Here is a 17,117-nt window from a genome sequence, read left to right as displayed (position 1 = left end):
GCGCCGCTGACGTTGTTATATTCGAGAGAAGGCTCTCGGGTGGTCATCCTACGATCGGACGCAACGATGAACGCATGGCGTACCAGGCAATGCGCGGTGGTCGCGACACTACCGGCAGCGGGGGGGGCTCCGAGCTCGGCTTCAGCGTGGCTTCTGGCCGCGGCGGCGGTGCTGCTGGTGATGACGGGTATCTGGCTTCGGCGTCGCGCGCGCGCTGCGGCGGGGCCCTCGACGCCTGATGCCTCCTCGGCGACCGCTCTGGACGTGGCGCGCACCCTTCAGCTCGAAGGTTCGCCGGCGCCTCATCATGCCCCGTCGGCGCGTCTGGAGGGCGGGGGCGCGGCCACCTCGGGTGAGGCCACCCGCGCCGCGCTCAAAGAAAACCTCCAGGAGCTTCTGGCCACTGGCGAGCCGACGCCTCATACGCGCGAATGCCCCGGCTGCGGACGCACGTTTCCTGCGCTCATGGAGCGCTGCCCCTACGATGGATGCGCGCTCAGGGTTGCGGCGGTGGACTCGCCGCAAGGCCCGCAGCGCGCCTGCGCGCGCTGCGGGCGACGCTATGAGACCGACGCGCGCTATTGCCCGCACGATGGCCTGGTGCTCAGCGATGAGCTCGTGGGGAGAGCCGCCCAGGCCACGTTTCGGGTCTGTCGCACCTGCGGCTACGAGGGGCCGCCCGATCAGACGCGCTGCCCCCACGACGACGAGGCGCTGGTGCCCCTGGAGAGCGTCGAGATGGCCGGGGTGATGCCCACCGTCCCGCTGCTTCGCTGCCGGCGTTGCGGGCGCTACGGGGCGATGGGGCAGGTGCGCTGCCCGGTCGACGGTACCCTGATGCTGCCCGAGCTCAACGTGCGCCTCACCGCGCTGCCGCCCACCGGGTTCGGGCCGCGCCGCAAGATCTGCACCCGTTGCGGGGAGGCGTTTTCGGCCCATTGCGACTTCTGCTGCTTCGATGGCGAGGCGCTCGTCGGGCTGAACTGAAAGGGCTCGTGCCTGCGCGCTGAGCATCTGCGTTGAAGTTCGGGGGGGAGATCAGGTAGCGTCGGCGCCGATGACTTCTCACCCGAGACAGATGGCTTGAAGCAGGGAGTGTGACGATGCGAAAACGCGTGGTGATGTGTGCCTCGATGATCGGCACGGGGATGATGCTTGTGGGCGGGGCGGCCTGGGCCTGTTCGGTGGTCTGCCCGGGAGGGGAGCAGGGCTTTTCGCTGGCCGGTGCCACCGTGCCTGCCAACATCAGCGCGGGCATCTACGCGGCCAGCTACGATGGAACGGCCCCGACCAACATGCAGCTCTTTAACGCTACGAGTGGCGAAGAGGTGCCCATCGCCATTCAGTCGGTGGCGCTGCCCGGTCGTGACGAGCGCTGGTTTTACGTCTACTTCAACGGGGAGCTGGAGCCGGGGCAGAGCTACCGCCTGGATCCCGGCCCGGAGTGCGACTTTTCGGAGCTCCCGGAGTTTGTCTTTAACGTGGTGGATGAGGCGCCGCTGCCCACCACGCTCGGCACCCTGCGCCTCTCGGAGCCTCAGACGGGCGATCTTCAGGTCGCGGTCGACGATGCGTGCAGCATCGAGATCGGCGCGAGCTGGGTGGAGGTCGAGGTGGAGCTGAGCGCGGAGGCCGAGCCCTGGGCCGACGCCCTCTTTTTTGAGACCCGCGTCGACGGGGAGCGCTGGTCGCCGCTGAGCACCGTTGGCGAGGAGCGCGTGCCGGGCTCAAGCTGGGTGGGGCGTGGCTTTGACCGCGTGTACACCGGCTGCGAGAGCGAAGGCACCGGCGTCAACGGCGGCGTGGAGGGCGGGGAGGTCAACGTCATGGTCGCCGCCTTCTTGCCCGGGGAAGAGTTTCAGGCCGTCGCCGGCGATGAAGACGTGGTGCTTGAGTGTGAAGCGCCCACCCCCGGTACCCCCGATACCCCCGGCGGTGGTGATACCACTGATGGCGAGCGGGTCGATGAGCCGAGCGAAGGCAGCCTTGATGAGGAGGGCGGCTGCGCTCAGGCACCTTTGACGGGCGGCCCGAGCCTTCCCTTCCTGCTCGGAGCGCTGGGGCTGGCCGCGTTTCGGGCGCGGCGAGAGATCGTGCTGCACTGAATCGAGTCGCCGGGACCTCGGGAGGCTCCACGCTCGGGGGGCATGAGGCGTATTAAGGCTTTTGAGTGTTCGTTTCTCTCCTTGATGGGAGGACCGAGGGCTCAAAAGCCTTTTTTTCGGGGTTCGATGATCGGGAAAAGTGTTCGTGAGCCCGCAACGCGTTCATCGATGATCGGAAAAGGTGTTCGCGAGCCCGCAACGCGTTCATCGATGATCAGAAAAGGTGTTCGCGAACCCAGAAATCGTTCATCGATGAAGGCGGAAGGTGTTCGCGAACCCAGAAATCGTTCATCGATGAAGGCGGAAGGTGTTCGCGAACCTTCCGACGCTTCATCGGATCGCGATGGAAGTGTTCAGGAACACTTTTCTCATCATAAATCTTGAAAGCCTGTTCAGTGCGTCGAGCTTTGAGCGGGTCGGAGGGATGGTTTTAGACCCCCAGCATCGCCTCCACGTTGAAGCCGTGGACGTAGAAGACATAACCCGAAGCCAGCGCCTGCGCGGCGGCCAGCGCCCAGACTTTGGGGGGCAGGGCGCGGCGGTCGAGCAGGGCGCGCAGGACGATGAAGAAGAAGAGCGCCAGCCCCCCCGAGGCAAAGCCGATGGCCAGGGTGGGCGCGCCCAGGGAGGCGGCGATGGTGATGGCCGGCAGCATCGCCGCGCCCTGCAAAAAGCGCTGCGGGGGGATCAGGCCGAGGATCAGCTCGTCGGGGTTATCGGCCTTCGCGGCGTTGTCGGGCGTTGTGGCGTTTTCGGCGTCGGGCGTCTCGTGCATTGCGCGCTCCATAAAGTCCGGGATGGGGTGCCTGCTAAGCCCTTATCGTCGTTGCATTATTTCCACCATCGTCACCGCTCTCCCTGATTAAAAAAATCACCGCTCTCCCTGATTAAAAAAATCACCGCTCTCCCTGAACGAAAAAATTAGAATAACGTGGGGAGGGTGTCGGTGTAGGGGGGGTAGACGACGCCGGCTTCGGTGATGATGGCGGTGACGAGCTCGGCGGGGGTGACGTCGAAGGCGGGGTGGGCGACGCCGACGCCTTCGGGGGCCATCTGGCGGCCACCGATGTGGGTGACCTCGGTGGGGTCGCGTTGTTCGATCTCGATGTCGTCGCCGTTGGCGGTGTTCAGATCGATGGTGGAGAGGGGGGTGGCGACGTAGAAGGGGATGTTGTGGTGTTTGCAGAGCACGGCCAGGCCGTAGGTGCCGATCTTGTTGGCGACGTCGCCGTTACGGGCGATGCGGTCGGTGCCGAGGATGACGGCGTCGACCTGGCCGAGCTTCATGAAGTGGGCGGCCATCGAGTCGGTGATGAGCGTGGCGTCGATGCCCTCTTTGACGCATTCCCAGGCGGTGAGGCGAGCGCCCTGGAGGTAGGGGCGCGTCTCGTCGATGAAGACGTGGTTGAGTTTGCCTGAGGCGTGCAGGGCGCGGATGACGCCGAGGGCTGTGCCGTAGCCGCCCGTGGCGAGCGCGCCGGTGTTGCAGTGGGTGAGGATGCGGGTGGGGCCCTCAAAAAGGGCGGCACCGTAGTTGCCCAGTCGCAGGTTGTTGTCGCGGTCGTCCTGGAAGATCTGGTCGGCCTCGTCAAAGAGGGCGTCGGTGAGCGAGGCGTTGTCGGCGTCGCGCAGGCGTTCAGCGACGCGAGCGCAGCGCTCCAGGGCCCAGAAGAGGTTGACGGCGGTGGGGCGAGTGCTGGCGAGGAGGGTGTGCAGGCGACCGAACTCGGAGGGGCGCTCGTGCAGGGGGCCCTCAAAGGCGCGCATGCCCATGGCCATGCCGAAGGCCGCGGCGATACCGATGGCCGGGGCACCGCGGATGACCATCTCGCGGATGCCGCGGGCGACGTCTTCGGCGCTGTGCATCTTCAGCCAGACTTCCTCGGTGGGGAGCAGGCGCTGGTCGAGCATCAGGAGGCGGCCGGTGGCGCGGTCGCCCTCCCAGCTCAAGGGGACGACGTTGGAAGCGATGGCGTCAGTCATGAGAGTCGCTCGCGAAAGATGGAGGTTAGCAGTTGAGGGTCGGGTTCAACCTTAGCGCGGCGCATGGCCTGGCCAATAAAGAAGCCCAGGAGTTTGGTTTTGCCCCGGCGGTAGGCTTCGAGCTGGTCGGGGTGGTCGCGTAGGACCTCGTCGACCAGGCGCCCCAGGAGCTCCGGGTCGCGACATTGCCGCAAAGCGCGCGCTTCGACAATGCGTAAGGGGTCGACTCCGGTGCGGGCGACCTCCTCACAGAGCGCGGCGGCGACCGTGGCGCTGAGCTCACCCTCGGCCAGCAGGGTGGCGATGCTGGCGAGGTGGGCGGGGGTGATGGCGAGCGCGTTTAGATCGGGGTGGTCGGTGTCGAGCAGGCCTAAGAGCGTGTTGATGAGGAGGTTGGCGGCTGCCTGGGCGCGGGCGTGGCGGGCCTGGTCGGGGAGGTCGGGCGGAAACTCTGCGGTGGCGTTTTCGAAGAAGGTGGCGCGGGCGCGGGACTCCGAGAGGGTGCGGGCGATGGTGGCGGGGAGGTTGAAGGTCGTGGCCAGGCGGCGCTCAAGGGCGTCGGGGTGCTCGGGGTGGCGCTCGCGCAGGCGCTTTATGCGGGCGGCGTCGAGCTGAAGGGGCGGAAGATCGGGATCGCGCAAAAATCGGTAGTCCGGCAGGGCGTCGCGCTCGCGCAGGAGCAGGGTCTGGCGCGCGCGATCGTCGTAGGCGCGGGTCTGGGAGCGGACCGGCTGACCCTTTTGGAGGAGCGCGATGTGGCGGTCGATCTCGGCGGTGAGCGCCTCGCGCACAAAACGAAAGGAGTTGAGGTTTTTGAGCTCGCAGCGCACCCCGGGCTCAGCGGAACCTGCGGGGCGTACGGAGATGTTGGCGTCAAAACGCATCGAGCCTTCCTGGAGGTTGCCATCGCAGATCTTGAGCCAGACCATCAGGCGGTGCAGGGCGCGCAGCGCGGCCTCGGTGGCCAGGGGGCAGTGCAGCTCGGGAGCGGTGACGATCTCGATGAGCGGGGTGCCGGCGCGGTTTAAGTCCACGAGCGTGTGGCCCGGGAGCTTCTCGTGCAGGGAGCGACCGGCGTCTTCCTCCAGGTGAATGCGTTGCAGGGGCAGGGTGTGGGGCTGGCCCTCATGCTCAAAGAGGATGCGCCCCTTCTGGCAGATGGGGCGCTCCTGCTGGGTGATCTGATAGCCCCTGGGGAGGTCGGGGTAGAGGTAGTGCTTGCGGTCAAAATGGCTGAGGGGGGCGATGTCACACCCGAGCGCGATGCCGGCGACGATCGCCAGATCGACGGCGCGCTCATTGAGCTGCGGCAGCGTGCCGGGGAGCCCCAGATCAAAGGGGGTGAGCAGGCTGTTGGGGGCTGTCTCGGTGGTGGTCGGGAGCGGCCCGGGGCTGAAGAGCCGGGTGCGGGTTTGAAGCTGGCAGTGGATCTCCAGGCCGATGTCGGCCTGCCAGCGGCGAGTGTCGTAGGTGGTGGTCGTCATGGTCAGGGGCGCGATTTATGCGGTGGTGAGGAAGGCTTCCAGGGCGCGGGCGATGGCAAGCAGGTGGGCGTCGTGGCCGCGGCGGCCGATGAGCTGGAGGCCGAAGGGGAGGCCGTCGGCGTCGTGGCCCAGGGGCAGGGAGATCGCCGGCAGCCCGGCCAGGTTGGCAGGCAGGGTGAAGCGGTCGCGGTGGTGCTCCGGATCGTCGGGGGCGTCGCGACGCGGGGCGGTGTCGGGGGTGGTGGGGGTGAGCAAAGCGTCGACGTGGGTCAGCGCCTCGTCGAGGTTTTTTCGGATGTGGGCGCGGGCGTTTTGCGCGTGGGCCAGGGTGGTCTGGCCGCTGAGCAGGCTGTGGCCCAGAAGCAGGCGGCGTTGCACCTCCGCGCCCAGAAGCGCGCTGCGGCTGTGGGTGGCGAGGGCCTCAACGGTGCTCGGGGCGCCGGAGGGGCCTGACGCGCGTTGGCCAAAACGAAGGCCCTCGTAGCGCGCCAGGTTGGAGGCGGCCTCCGCCGAGCTGATGGCGGTGTAGGCGGGACCGGCCAGCTCCAGGTGCGCGGGGGAGAGGTCAGGGAGGGTGGCACCGGCCGAGCGCAGGCCTTCGATAAGCGCGCTGAAGGCCCGGGAGATGGCGGGGTGTATCGGAGTATCTTCGATCAGGGCGGGGAGAAGGCCCAGTCGGAGTGCGGGGATGCGGGGTGTGGGCTGTGCGCTTGCTCGAAGGGGCGCGTCGCGCAGCGCGCTCGGGTCGCGGGGGTCGGGGCCGGCCAGCACGTCGAAAAGAAGCGCGGCGTCAGCGACGCTTCGGGTGAGCCAGCCGATGTGGTCGAGGCTTGAGGCGAAGGCGATCAGCCCGTGGCGGCTCACGCGTCCGTAGGTCGGTTTAAAGCCCACGAGCCCGCAGGTAGCTGCGGGCTGGCGCAGGCTTCCGCCGGTGTCACTGCCGAGGGCGGCCGGTAGCCAGCCGGCCGCCACCGCGGCGGCCGAGCCGCTGGAGGAGCCCCCGGGGCTGTGCGTCGGGCTCAAGGGGTGGAGGGTGGGCTTAAACGCCGAGTGCTGGCCGGTGGAGCCCATCGCGAATTCGTCGAGATTGGTTTTTGCGACGATGAGCGCGCCGGCAGCGCGCAGGCGCTCGACCACCGTGGCGTCGAATGGCGAGCGGTAGCCTTCGAGGATGCGGGAGGCGGCGGTGGTGGGCAGATCGCGGGTGCAGAGGTTGTCTTTGATGCCGATGGGCAGGCCGGCCAGGGGGCCTTCGGCCGAGAGCGCGGCGGTGGCGATGTCGCCGGGCGTGGCGCGGGTCAGGAGCGCGCCGAGGGGATCGCCCTGGCTCGTTTCAAAGACATGCGCGGCGGGATCGGGCAGCGCCCTGAAAGCGTCGAAGGTGCCGGGCTGGCTCATGGCGTGGGCTCCGACGAGGGGGAGGGGAGGGCAGCGGGCATGGCCAGAAAGCCCTGGTGGGTGTGCGCGGCGTTGTGCAGCGCCTCCTCGGTGCTCAGGGGAGCTTCGGGGATGTCGGGTCGCTCCACGATGGCGGGGGCGCCGGTGGGTCGGAGCTCCAGGGGCTCAAGGTCGGCCGCAGGTAAAAGGGCCGCATCAAGGCGCTGAAGGTGCGCCCGGAGCTGTGTTTCGGCGGTGGGTCGGAGCGCCAGAGTGGCGAGTTTTTCGGGGGGAAGGTGGGTCATGGCAGGGCGTCGGGCGAAGGGGAAGAGGGCAGCGTGCTCACTTTAGTGATGCCCGTATCCTTGTCGAGGGAGAGCCGGGCGCTTAGAACGTAGGGCAGCGATCCCGTAGACGCGCAGTTTTTCACCCTGGCTGAGGAGATGAGATGAACACACGACCTGTAAAGCTGACGATGAGCGCGCTGGCGGCGATCACCCTGGTGAGCGCCTGTGGCCCCTCCACAACACGTGCCTTCGACGCGATGAGCGCCACCGAAGTGCAGAACCTGCGTCGTGCCGGCGAGTCCAGCGGGTCGCTGAAGGTGGAGGTGAAGGTGGAAGCGGAGGCCCGCCATGCCAACGCCTCCTCGGCGCAGGATTATGAGACCGAGATCGAGGTCCGTGTCAGCCGCCAGGGGGTTCCGGTGACCGATGCCCGGGTGGTGATCGCGGCCTACGAGCTTGGCGAGTGGACCCTGGAGCACGATGAGGACGGGGAGTACGAGCACGAGATCGACGGCTACCACCGCGCCTACCGCGTCGACGTGATCGCCGGTGCCGATCGTGTGGAGGGGGTCTATCTGGCGGGGCCGGCCCTTCACACCTTTGATGCCCCCACCCAGGGCGCGCAGGTGCCCGGGGATCAGCCCCTGGATGTGAGCTGGCAGGCTGAGAGCGGCGCTGACGAGGTCTGGATCGAAGGCGAAGGGTTTGAGGATGTGCGCCTCGACGCGGCGGCCAGCTCGTATCAGGTGGCCCCCGAGCAGCTCGATCGCGAGCCTCATGAGCGGGAAGATAATGAGATTGAGGTGCTTCGCCTCAACCGCATGAGCATCGAGGGGGCCGAGGCGGGCTCTCAGATGAGCGTCAGCGTCAGCAATGAGATTGAGGTGTGGGTGGCACCCACCGCGCCCTGACCCGGGGCAGGACATCCCGATGACGAAAAAGCCCCCGGATCCCGGGGGCTTTTTTGATCAGCAAAGCCGGCGCGCTTCAACCTCGGCGTCGAGGTCAAAAAGGAGGGAGACGGGCCAGGGCGCGGTGGGTGCGGGGAGGGCCCATGATCCAACGTGAAGCGTGGCGAGCGTGGTTCATCCTGCGGAGGGCGTCGGGAGGGTTGTAGAGTGATTGACACTAGTGGCCAGGGGCCGGGGCGCGGCCGGTGAGCAGTTGCAGGGCGCGGTAGAGGTCGGTGCGGGTGATGATGCCGAGCACGGGGCCTTTCTCGGGCATGACGAGCACGCGGGGCTCGTCCTGGCGGCCCATCATCTCGAGCAGATCGGCGGCGGAGGCCTGCGGGTCAATGCGCTCGGGGAGTTCTGAGAGGTAGTCGCCGATGGGGGCGTCAGGTTCGGCGTTCTGCAGGCCTTTCAGGGTGATCATGCCGATGAATTCGCCGCCTTCATCGTGGACGGGGTAGGCATGGCGAGCGTCGCGCAGCATTCTGGCCAGCAGGTCGCCGACGCTCATCGTAGCGGGCATCGCGATCACCGGGCTGCTCATCAGCTCCTGAACGCGAAGGCCGCTGAGGAGCTCGTCGGCCAGCTCAAAGCGGGCCTCGGCGGCCACGGCGATGTAGATGAAGAGGGCGATGAGAATCAAAAAGATGTTCAGGCTTACGATGCCCACCACGCCCAGGGCAATGGCCAGCACGCGGCTGATGGTGGCGGCGATCTGCGTGGCGCGCATCCTCGGCATACGCATCGCCAGCAGCGAGCGCAGCACGCGACCGCCGTCCAGGGGAAGGGCCGGAATCAGGTTAAAGAGGGCCAGCGCGATGTTCATAAAGGTGGTGTAGGCGACCACAAAGAGCAGGGCTGGCCAGCGCTCCGGGACCACCCAGAGCAGCAGCCCGCCCAGGGCCGCGAGCAGCCCGCTTGTGATGGGACCGGCGATGGCGACGACGGCCTCGGCGCCGCGCTGGGTCGGCATCTTTTTAAACTGCGCCATGCCCCCCAGAAGCCACAGGGTGATGCGCTCGGTCTCAACGCCGTAGCGGCGCGCCACGATGGCGTGACCCAACTCGTGGATCACGACGCTGATAAAGAGGGCCAGCGCCGCGGCCAGCCCCAGCGCGTAGGGCAAGAGCCCTTCGTTTAAGGCTCCTGGCGAGACCGGCAGATGAAAGAGGGTGATAAAGGGCTCGATCTGTCGGGCGATGAGCCAGGCCAAAAGCGGCAAAATGATCAAAAAGGTCAGATCGAGGTAGAGCGGGATGCCCAGCAGGCGAAAGGGCAGGCGCAGGGCGTGCTTAAACATCGTCGACTCCCGGGCCGAGGTGGAACGCTAAGGATAAGGCGAAGATCGGCACGGGCGGCGATCCCCCAATGGATTCGGCTCAGGGATGAAAGGGGGCGGATCGTCGATCGGGCAGCGTTTATGCGCCTGATTGCGCGTGCTTCGGATTGAAATAAGCGTGATCAGGTGCGGAACACGTGTGTTTCAGCCGGGGAGGGTTTCGATCGGGTGCTGATTGCGTGTGTTTCAGCCGGAGAGGGTTTCGATCGGGTGCCAGGCCTCCGTACATGTTCATTCGAGGGTTTCGATCGGGTGCCAGGCCTCCGTACATGTCCTGGAGAGGGTTTTGATCGGGTGCCAGGCCTCCGTACATGTCCTGGAGAGGGTTTCGATCGGGTGCCAGGCCTCTGTACATGTGCATTCGAGGGTTTCGATCGGGTGCCAGGCCTCCGTACATGTTCATTCGAGGGTTTCGATCGGGTGCCAGGCCTCCGTACATGTCCTGGAGAGGGTTTCGATCGGGTGCCAGGCCTCCGTACATGTTCCTTCGAGGGGGGGATCGGGTGATGGGGAGGTCGTCTTTAGAACTGGCCGATGACGCCGGCACCGGCGCTGGCCGGGATACGAAAGCTCAGCCCGATGCTGATCGCGCTGTAGCCCGGCTGCGTTAGCCCGCGGGTGGCCTCCACAAAAACTCCAAAAGAATCTTCGCCATAGTTCAGGGAGCTGCCGCAGAAGAAAGACCCATCGGAGCGGGCCTCGCATTCCGAATTCACCGCGTCCGTAAAACTCGCCGACTCCAGGGTCAGGCGCAGGCCGAGCGAGGGGCCGCGCCCGACCCCCTCGCCGGCGAAGCGGTAGGCGGGCCGCGCGCTCACGATCAAACGCAGCGCGCGGCTGCCCCCGAAGGTGCCGCCCCCCTCGGTGCGCACAAGGGGGAGGTAGCTTAAGTCAAGATGCGGGCCGTGGACGGCCAGCGGATCGGCAAACAGAATATGCGCGCTGTAGCCCACGCCCGCATCAAAGCGGCGCGCCCCCTGGCCGTGAATCATCTGCAAGGGGTTGGCCGTGAGGGCCAGGGGCATGGAGATGCGGGCGTCGCGCTCGGGGAGCCCGGCGCTGGCGCCCACGCCGATCTCCATCTGCATGGGAGGGGTGACCCAGGCCACGGGCAGGCAGCCCGCGCTGAAGGTCAGGAGGGTGGCAAGGGCGAGTAGGCTGGCGAGTTGGTGGGGGCGCAAAGACAGCTCGGGGCGATGCGAAAGGGATGACGGGGTTACGAGGGGGAGCCTGCCCGCAACTCGCCAGATTGTCACGCGGTAGCTCGCTTTGTTATGCGTCAGCTCCACGGAGGCGTGGGTGATGAATTTAAACCCGAGGGTGAACGATGTTTGAGCGACGACTGGACGAACGCGTGGCGCTGAGGCTGCTGCAGATCGGCGATAAAGAGGAGCTCTTCGAGGTGGTCGACCGGGAGCGCGAGGAGCTGCGGCGCTGGCTTCCCTGGGTCGACGCCATCACAAGCGTCGATGATTACGACGGGTACATTCGCTCCACCCTCACGCAGCTGGCCGAGGGCAATGGTTTTCAGGCGGCGATCACCGTGGAGGGGCAGATCGCGGGGATGATCGGGGTGCACGGCGTCGATCGCGCCAACCAGAGCACCTCGATCGGCTACTGGCTCAGCTCGGCCTACCGCGGGGAGGGCATCATGACGCGGGCCACCGCCGAGGTGCTGCGCTGGGCGTTTGAGGATGAGGGGCTGGAGCGGGTGGAGGTGCGCTGCGGGCGCGAGAACCTGGCGAGCCGCAAGGTGGTCGAGCGCCTGGGGCTTGTGGAGGAGGGGGTGCTGCGGCGCGCCGAGCGTCTGGTCGATGGGTGGACCGATCTGGTGGTCTATTCGATGCTGCGCGATGCGTGGCAAGGCCAGACGCAGGGCGCGCAGGCTTAAAGGGGTTGGCGAGTAAGCCAGAGATCGGAGCCCTGGCGCTCGACGACCATGGCGAAGGGGGCGTCGGCGCGGCGCGCGCAGAAGGGGATGTCGTCGGAGAGGTACTCGGGGCGTGTGGGGTCGGCGAACTTCCGGGCGGCGCGGCACTCCCAGACCCGGCGGATGGCCCGGGTGTCGTCGGGCTGAGCGAGGCCGTGGAGCCGGGCTTCAAGCCACTGGGCGGTCGCCAGATCTTCATCGCCCTCGGGGTGGCTGGCCAGAATCTGCACCGTGGGGGAGGGCTCGGGGTGGGCGTTGAGATAAGCCCGGGTGGCCGCCACGGTGCTGCCGGCGTTGGCCAGGCCGGTGACGAGCAAAAGGCCCTCGAAGTCGTGGGCGGCGTGGGCCACGGCCTGCACGCCGTTGGAGGTCGTTAAGACCAGCGTGCGCCCCTGGAGCTGAGCGCGGGCGGTGAGCGCCGGGGAGTTTCCCAGGTCGAAGTCGGCGGGTTTTACGGCGTTGCGCTCCCCGGCCAGGAGCCAGCCGGGGTGCTGGCGCGCCCGCCGGCGCGCCTCGTCGATGGAGGCCACCAGCAAAATACGCTCGGCGCCGCCCTCAAACGCAACCTGGGTGTGGGTGAAGGCGCGGATGGTGTCGATGACGATGCGCACCGCCGCCGGCTTAAGCTCGGGGCGATGCCCCTGAAAGATGGCGACCTCGGGGGGCCGGCGAGCCTGGCTCATAGACCAAAAAGCCCGTAGAAGAGCATGGAGTCGTGGTTGCCGCTGGTTATCGCGCCCATGGCCGAGGAGACGGCCATATGCTCGGAGTTGAGCTGATCCTGGATGGCTTTTCGCTCCGCAGCAGGGAGCGCCTTCCAGGTCTCCAGCGTTTTGCGGTTGATGGCCCCGGTGATCAGCAAGAACTGGTTGGCGACCGCGTCGCTGTAGGTCTTGCGCTCCTCTTCGCTGAGGGAGGCCGGGTCGAAGTTTTCGTCCTGGGTGGCGTCGATAAGGATCTGGCGAACCTCTAAAAATTCGTCGCGCTGCGCGTCGTGATCGTCGAGCAGGGCCTGGGCGACGGCGTCGCTCCAGGGCTCGCTGCCTGCTTTGTTGCGGTTGCCGGCGGTGGTGACGCGGTTGATCAGGCGGAACTGTAAGAGTCGCTCTTCGAAGTCACGGCCGCCGTGCTCCTCGACATACGCATTGAAGGCGTTACCCAGCGACTGGGAGCGGTCCATGGTGCCCTTGATCGCGCGCAGCTTCTTAAGGCCGGCCAGCGCGCCGCCTTCGTTCTCGTCGAGTATTTTGTTGGTTTCAAACTGCTCGCTCATCTCGCGCACTTCGCGGGAGTTGCCCCATGCTTCGATGGCCTCTTTGAAGTCGCGGGCCTGGGCCCGGGAGATGGGTTGGTCGAGGGCGTCGAAGAGCTGATCGAGGCTCGCGGTGTCGCGCGAGCTGCGGCTGTTTTTCCCGGCGCTTGTGCCAGGGGAATCCTCGCCAGCGGAGGCGGACTCGCCCTCGCCAGGGGTGCCGCCGCCTTGTTGCATCGCGCCGAGGCCCTCGAGGGTCCCCATGACGCCGGCGAAGAATCCCTGAGGCTCTTCGGACTCAGAGGGGGAGCTGGCCTCCTCGCTGATCCGGGAGTAGGCCACGTAGCCCACGCCACCCAGGCCGAGGACGCCCACGAGCATCAGGCAGCCGCAGCCGGCAAAGACTTTAAACCAGGGAAACCCACCGCCGGAGGCGGTGGCGGTGACCGAAGCGGTGGGATCGACGCTGATGTGGGGTCGCATAGGAACTCCGCGGGTAGTCATAGAGATCGTCGCCGGAGCGTCCACCGGACCTCGCCACGTCGCTTTTAAGCGAGAATTGCGAGCCCGGGACGCGGGCATACCATGGTGAAGAGGCCGGGAGGTTAGCGCTTAATGACGTAGCTTTCCAGCGCCTGATCGATAGCTGCGCTGGCTTCTTCGTAGCGATCCTGGCGGCCGCCGGCTTCGATGAGGTGAATGCGCTCCCCGGTGATAAAAAGGGCCACGGTGTAGCGGTAGGGCGCGCCGTTCTGGTCGCGGCCAAACTCAAAGCGCAGGCCCTCTTCGCCGCTGGCCGCCTGCACCTCGGAGGTCGAAAGCAGCGCGTAGCCGCCGCGGGTGCGCATACGCTCCATCACCGCCTGCTCCCAGAACTCCAGCGATGCCGGGGGCGCATCAGCGCTGCGTGATTCGCCGACCTCGAAGGTCTGCGCGCGCATGACCACGCCGTGGTGGGTCATGGCCACGTAATCGGCGGCGGTGACTTTGGTTTTGGAGACCTCCACCATCTGATCGGGGGTGGTGATCTGGAAGTCGGCGCAGGCCATCGTGCTCAGGGAGATGGCGAGCAGGCTGCCGAGGAGCGCACGTTTAAGCAGAGTACAGGAACGAACGATCATCGCGTGGCCTCCGGGGCGCGCAGCAGCGACTCCAGGCCGAGCTCGTTGAGCCAGGGGAAGGGCAAGAGGTAGTCGTCGGCCGGAAGTTGGGTGTGGTGACGTTGCTGAAAGTGCACGTCGATGGTCGAGAAGGCGATCTGCTGGGAGAGGTTCTCGATCTGCGAGCGCAGCTGCTCGATTTCTTGCGTCAGGCGCGCGAGCTGGGCTTCGACTTTAAGGGTGTCTTCGACGCTCTGGGCGCGCTCGAGGATCGCGCTCATACGGGCGTGGACTTCCAGGGCGTTTTGCAGGCGGATGTTCAGGTCGCGAAAGCTCTCGGAGACGTCGTGGGCCTGCCACTGGGTGTGGGTGACATCACCGAGCTTCGAGAGGGCGTCGAGGGCCTGACGGAAGTACTCAGCGGGCACGCGCAGCGTGAGCTGGTTGGTGGTGCGGCGAGAGGCGTAGCCGCCGAGGTCTTCGACAATGTTGAGGGCGGCCTCCTGGGTGGGGTTCACCTCGAAGATCGCCATATGCAGAGACGCCGTATAGACGAGCAGGCGTGTGGGTCGGGCCTGTTCTTCGGCCGAGGGTGAGGTGGAGGCGCCGCCGGAGGTCTGTGCGGCGCCAGCAGCAAGGGGAGGCGGCGCTGGCGAGGCCGCGCCCCGGGCCTGAGGCCGAGCCTGTGGAGCCCGGGGGGCGCTGCGTGACGTGTTCTCGGAGGCGATCGAGGGGGCGGCGGAGTCGTAGGCGACGCTCTCCGCGCTCTCGTAGCCACTGTAGTCCGGCACGGCCCGGGCGGTGCTTGCGCAGCCGATGTGCGCGGCCGCCAGCAGCGCGGCGGCCAGTACGAGAAGGCTCTGGCGAACAAAGGTTTTCATGGTGCGTACTCCAGCTTCACGTCGAAGGGGCGGTAGGACTCGTCGCGCAAGAGCGCGGAGTTGCCGATCTGGCCGTACTGGTTGCTGCCCCAGCATTTGATGTTCTGGTCGTCGACCAGCACGCAGGAGAAGGCGTCGCCGGCGGTCATGGCCTCGCCGCGGACGATGTTGTCGTCGACATCGTAGTAGAGGTCGACCGGCATATTCCAGGGGTTGTTGGTGCCGTCGCCGACCTGGCCGTAGCTGTTGAGGCCGAAGCAGCGCACGTTGGTCAAGAGGGTGTCGGGCTGGTCAACGACCATGCAGAGGTGGTTGGCGCCCGCCTCGATGGTGAGGGCTTCGCCGGGGGCGGTGACCGGTGCCGGGGCACGGGAGAAGCGGTTGATGTAGGCGGCGGCCAGCGGGTACTCCGGGCGCTCGCAGCGGTTGTTCTCGGAGCAGGTGTAGCTGGCAGGGCAAGAGGGGAGATTCTCGCCACACGGGCCCGCCGATCCGGTGCGCTCGGAGAAGCGACCCACGGCCGGTCCGGAGGTGGGCCAGATAGCGCAGTTGGCGGCGTCGCGTCCGGTGGGCTCGTCACGCGAGTCGGTGTAGCCGTCGGGGACAAAGCAGGTGTTGCCCGAGCTGGAGGGGCGGTGGATGACGCCCCAGCAGGAGACCTGGCCTGTGGAGGAACGCACGCAGTTGAAGTCTTCGCCAGCGGTGATTTCGGCGCCATCGATGATATCGGGCACGGCGACGGGCGAGCGGGCGATGGTGATGAAGTCGATCGGATCGTTGGTGAGGTAGCCGTAGGCGCTGATGAGCCAGGGGCCGCCCGGAATCAAATTGCCGACCTGTCCGAAGCGATTGCGCCCCCAGCAACTGACGCCGCCGTTGTCGTGGAGCGCGCAGCTATGGTGACGGCCGGCGCTCACATCGACGATGCCGCTGGAGAGGCCGTCGGCCGGCGTGGCGACGGCGATATTGGTGCCCAGGCTGAGGTTGGCGTTGCCGATCTGACCGTAGTCGTTGGCCCCCCAGCAGCGCACCCCGCCGTTGACCACCGCGCAGCTATGAAACTCCCCACTGGCAATGGCAGTGGCACCGCTGATGATGGCGCGGCTGCCGGGCAGGGGGTTATCGACGGTGGTGCCCACGCCGAGCTGGCCACGATCGTTGGCACCCCAGCAAAAGACCTCGCCATTGAGGCTGAGCGCGCAGGTATGCTCGCCGCCCGGCGCTACGTCGACCAGGGTGGGGAGGTTGTCGATATCGACCGGATTGCGCTCATCGCGGGTGGTGCCGTTGCCGAGCTGACCATCGGTGTTACGCCCCCAGCACTTGAGCTTGCCCGAGCCGATGGCGCAGGCGTGGGAGGCGCCGGCGGAGACGCTCTCCACGCAGAATTCATCGCATTGGGTGGTGCCTCCGCAGCCGTCGTCGAGTTCGCCACAGAGCATCTGCGCGTCTTCGCAGGTGATGGGCGTGCAGCCGCAGATGTTCTCTTCGCCGCCGCCTCCGCAGGTATCAAAGAGGGTGCAGACCTGGTCTTCGGCGCCGCAGTCCAGCGTGCGCTCGGTGCCGCAGCTGTCGATGATGGCGATCTCGCCACACTCGGCCTGTTGCATGGCGCAATGCTCTTCGTCGGTGAACTCCGGGGTGCAGCCACACTGGCCTTCGATGCCCCCGCCACCACAGGTGTCAAACTCGCCGCAGACCTGCGTCTCGTCGCCGCAGTTGACGGTGCGCTCGGTGCCGCAGCTGTCCACGGCAGTAAGAGGCCCGCAGGCGTAGGAGCTGAGCTGGCAGAGCTGCGTGTCGGACTCAAGCGGGGTGCATCCGCAGAGGTTATCTTCGCCGGCGCCGCCGCAGGTTTCTTCCGGTGCACAGACGGAGGCTTCGTCGCCGCAGTTGACGGTGCGCTCGGTGCCGCAGCTGTCCACGACGGTCAGTTCGCCACATTCGGCGCCGTTATCGGAGCAGAGCGCGTCGTCACTCTCGGCCTCGCAGGCGTCGGGGTCTTCGACGTCGGGGCCGACGTCGCCCGTGTCGCCTGTATCCTCGACGTCGGGGCGATTGTCGTTGGGAGGAATCGTGCGCGTATCCGGGCCGTCGCTGCAGGCGATGAGCGCTGTGAGCAGGCCGAGGGTGAGCGCGTGGCGCGCCAGAAGGGTGAGGTTTTTCATGATTCGATCCGATCGTTATTACGCCGTGAGCGATCCGTTGACGCCGTGTCTGCGGCGTGGAGAGCACCTCGGGCAGCGTTGCAAAGCCTCGGCGACGCGAGGAAGCATCGCCCTACGTTTCGCGACGTGCCTGAGACGCTCTCGGTTCGCAGCCATCGACATCGGTTTCTGCTCATGGCGTCGTAGCCAGGGCGGTCAGATGGGGATTACAGACAGACACGGGGCGCAAAAGGGGGGAGAACCAACACATACCCCCGC

The 17,117-nt window shown here is 66.8% G+C and carries 16 protein-coding genes; 4 read left to right on the top strand and 12 right to left on the bottom strand.

Annotated elements, in window-relative coordinates; genetic code table 11:
* The first annotated feature begins 66 nt into the window (after positions 1-66).
* Entirely contained in the window at positions 67-987 is a 921-nt protein-coding gene (locus tag EA187_RS18245; RefSeq protein ID WP_127781188.1) for a hypothetical protein, read from the top strand.
* Between the two features lie 116 nt (positions 988-1,103).
* On the top strand, positions 1,104-2,105 hold the full coding sequence (locus EA187_RS18240) for a hypothetical protein (RefSeq protein ID WP_115607329.1): 1,002 nt from the start codon (positions 1,104-1,106) through the stop codon (positions 2,103-2,105).
* A gap of 430 nt (positions 2,106-2,535) precedes the next feature.
* On the opposite strand, the gene EA187_RS18235 is transcribed toward EA187_RS18240, so the two are convergent.
* The 5 genes from EA187_RS18235 to EA187_RS18215 form a co-directional block, all read right to left on the bottom strand.
* Entirely contained in the window at positions 2,536-2,880 is a 345-nt protein-coding gene (locus EA187_RS18235) for a hypothetical protein (RefSeq protein ID WP_127781187.1), read from the bottom strand.
* A gap of 146 nt (positions 2,881-3,026) precedes the next feature.
* Complete coding sequence (gene mtnA, locus EA187_RS18230; RefSeq protein ID WP_430687903.1) at positions 3,027-4,076, bottom strand: S-methyl-5-thioribose-1-phosphate isomerase; 1,050 nt, start codon at positions 4,074-4,076, stop codon at positions 3,027-3,029.
* An 8-nt stretch (positions 4,077-4,084) separates the two neighbouring features.
* The gene (gene gatB, locus EA187_RS18225) at positions 4,085-5,572 is read right to left on the bottom strand and encodes an Asp-tRNA(Asn)/Glu-tRNA(Gln) amidotransferase subunit GatB (protein WP_127781185.1); all 1,488 of its coding nucleotides are present in this window, start codon (positions 5,570-5,572) and stop codon (positions 4,085-4,087) included.
* Between the two features lie 15 nt (positions 5,573-5,587).
* Positions 5,588-6,970, bottom strand: a complete 1,383-nt coding sequence (locus EA187_RS18220; protein ID WP_127781184.1) for an amidase family protein — start codon at positions 6,968-6,970, stop codon at positions 5,588-5,590.
* Positions 6,967-7,254 carry an Asp-tRNA(Asn)/Glu-tRNA(Gln) amidotransferase GatCAB subunit C gene (locus tag EA187_RS18215; protein ID WP_115607322.1) on the bottom strand — a complete coding sequence of 96 codons (288 nt, stop codon included), beginning with the start codon at positions 7,252-7,254 and terminating at the stop codon, positions 6,967-6,969. The genes EA187_RS18220 and EA187_RS18215 overlap by 4 nt, the downstream gene beginning before the upstream one ends.
* Positions 7,255-7,397: 143 nt before the next feature.
* Between EA187_RS18215 and EA187_RS18210 the strand changes: the two genes are divergently transcribed.
* Positions 7,398-8,147 carry a hypothetical protein gene (locus EA187_RS18210; protein WP_127781183.1) on the top strand — a complete coding sequence of 250 codons (750 nt, stop codon included), beginning with the start codon at positions 7,398-7,400 and terminating at the stop codon, positions 8,145-8,147.
* A gap of 217 nt (positions 8,148-8,364) precedes the next feature.
* Here EA187_RS18210 and EA187_RS18205 read toward each other — a convergent pair whose 3' ends face one another.
* Positions 8,365-9,489 (bottom strand): site-2 protease family protein, encoded by a 1,125-nt coding sequence (locus EA187_RS18205; RefSeq protein WP_127781182.1) that lies wholly within the window; start codon positions 9,487-9,489, stop codon positions 8,365-8,367.
* Positions 9,490-10,049: 560 nt separating this feature from the next.
* Complete coding sequence (locus EA187_RS18200) at positions 10,050-10,709, bottom strand: hypothetical protein (RefSeq protein ID WP_127781181.1); 660 nt, start codon at positions 10,707-10,709, stop codon at positions 10,050-10,052.
* Between the two features lie 146 nt (positions 10,710-10,855).
* On the opposite strand from EA187_RS18200, the gene EA187_RS18195 reads away from it, so the two are divergent.
* Positions 10,856-11,419 carry a GNAT family N-acetyltransferase gene (locus EA187_RS18195; protein WP_127781180.1) on the top strand — a complete coding sequence of 188 codons (564 nt, stop codon included), beginning with the start codon at positions 10,856-10,858 and terminating at the stop codon, positions 11,417-11,419.
* Here EA187_RS18195 and EA187_RS18190 read toward each other — a convergent pair.
* The 5 genes from EA187_RS18190 to EA187_RS18170 form a co-directional block, all read right to left on the bottom strand.
* Positions 11,416-12,141, bottom strand: coding sequence for a 2-phosphosulfolactate phosphatase (locus EA187_RS18190; protein WP_127781179.1), 726 nt, complete (start codon positions 12,139-12,141; stop codon positions 11,416-11,418). The two genes, EA187_RS18195 and EA187_RS18190, sit on opposite strands and share 4 nt — an antisense overlap.
* Entirely contained in the window at positions 12,138-13,193 is a 1,056-nt protein-coding gene (locus tag EA187_RS18185; RefSeq protein WP_127781178.1) for a hypothetical protein, read from the bottom strand. The genes EA187_RS18190 and EA187_RS18185 overlap by 4 nt, the downstream gene beginning before the upstream one ends.
* Before the next feature lie 122 nt (positions 13,194-13,315).
* Positions 13,316-13,831, bottom strand: a complete 516-nt coding sequence (locus EA187_RS18180; protein WP_127781177.1) for a hypothetical protein — start codon at positions 13,829-13,831, stop codon at positions 13,316-13,318.
* A complete protein-coding gene (locus EA187_RS18175) occupies positions 13,828-14,691 on the bottom strand; it encodes a DUF4349 domain-containing protein (protein ID WP_164856387.1) in 864 nt (287 codons plus the stop codon). The genes EA187_RS18180 and EA187_RS18175 overlap by 4 nt, the downstream gene beginning before the upstream one ends.
* Positions 14,688-16,859 carry an RCC1 domain-containing protein gene (locus EA187_RS18170; protein ID WP_127781176.1) on the bottom strand — a complete coding sequence of 724 codons (2,172 nt, stop codon included), beginning with the start codon at positions 16,857-16,859 and terminating at the stop codon, positions 14,688-14,690. Before EA187_RS18170 ends, EA187_RS18175 begins: the two co-directional genes overlap by 4 nt.
* Positions 16,860-17,117: the final 258 nt, after the last annotated feature.

This window comes from Lujinxingia sediminis, assembly GCF_004005565.1.
Taxonomy (GTDB): Bacteria; Myxococcota_A; Bradymonadia; order Bradymonadales; family Bradymonadaceae; genus Lujinxingia; species Lujinxingia sediminis.
Note: the sequence above shows the minus strand (reverse complement) of the source record. Positions and strands in the feature narration are given on the sequence as shown.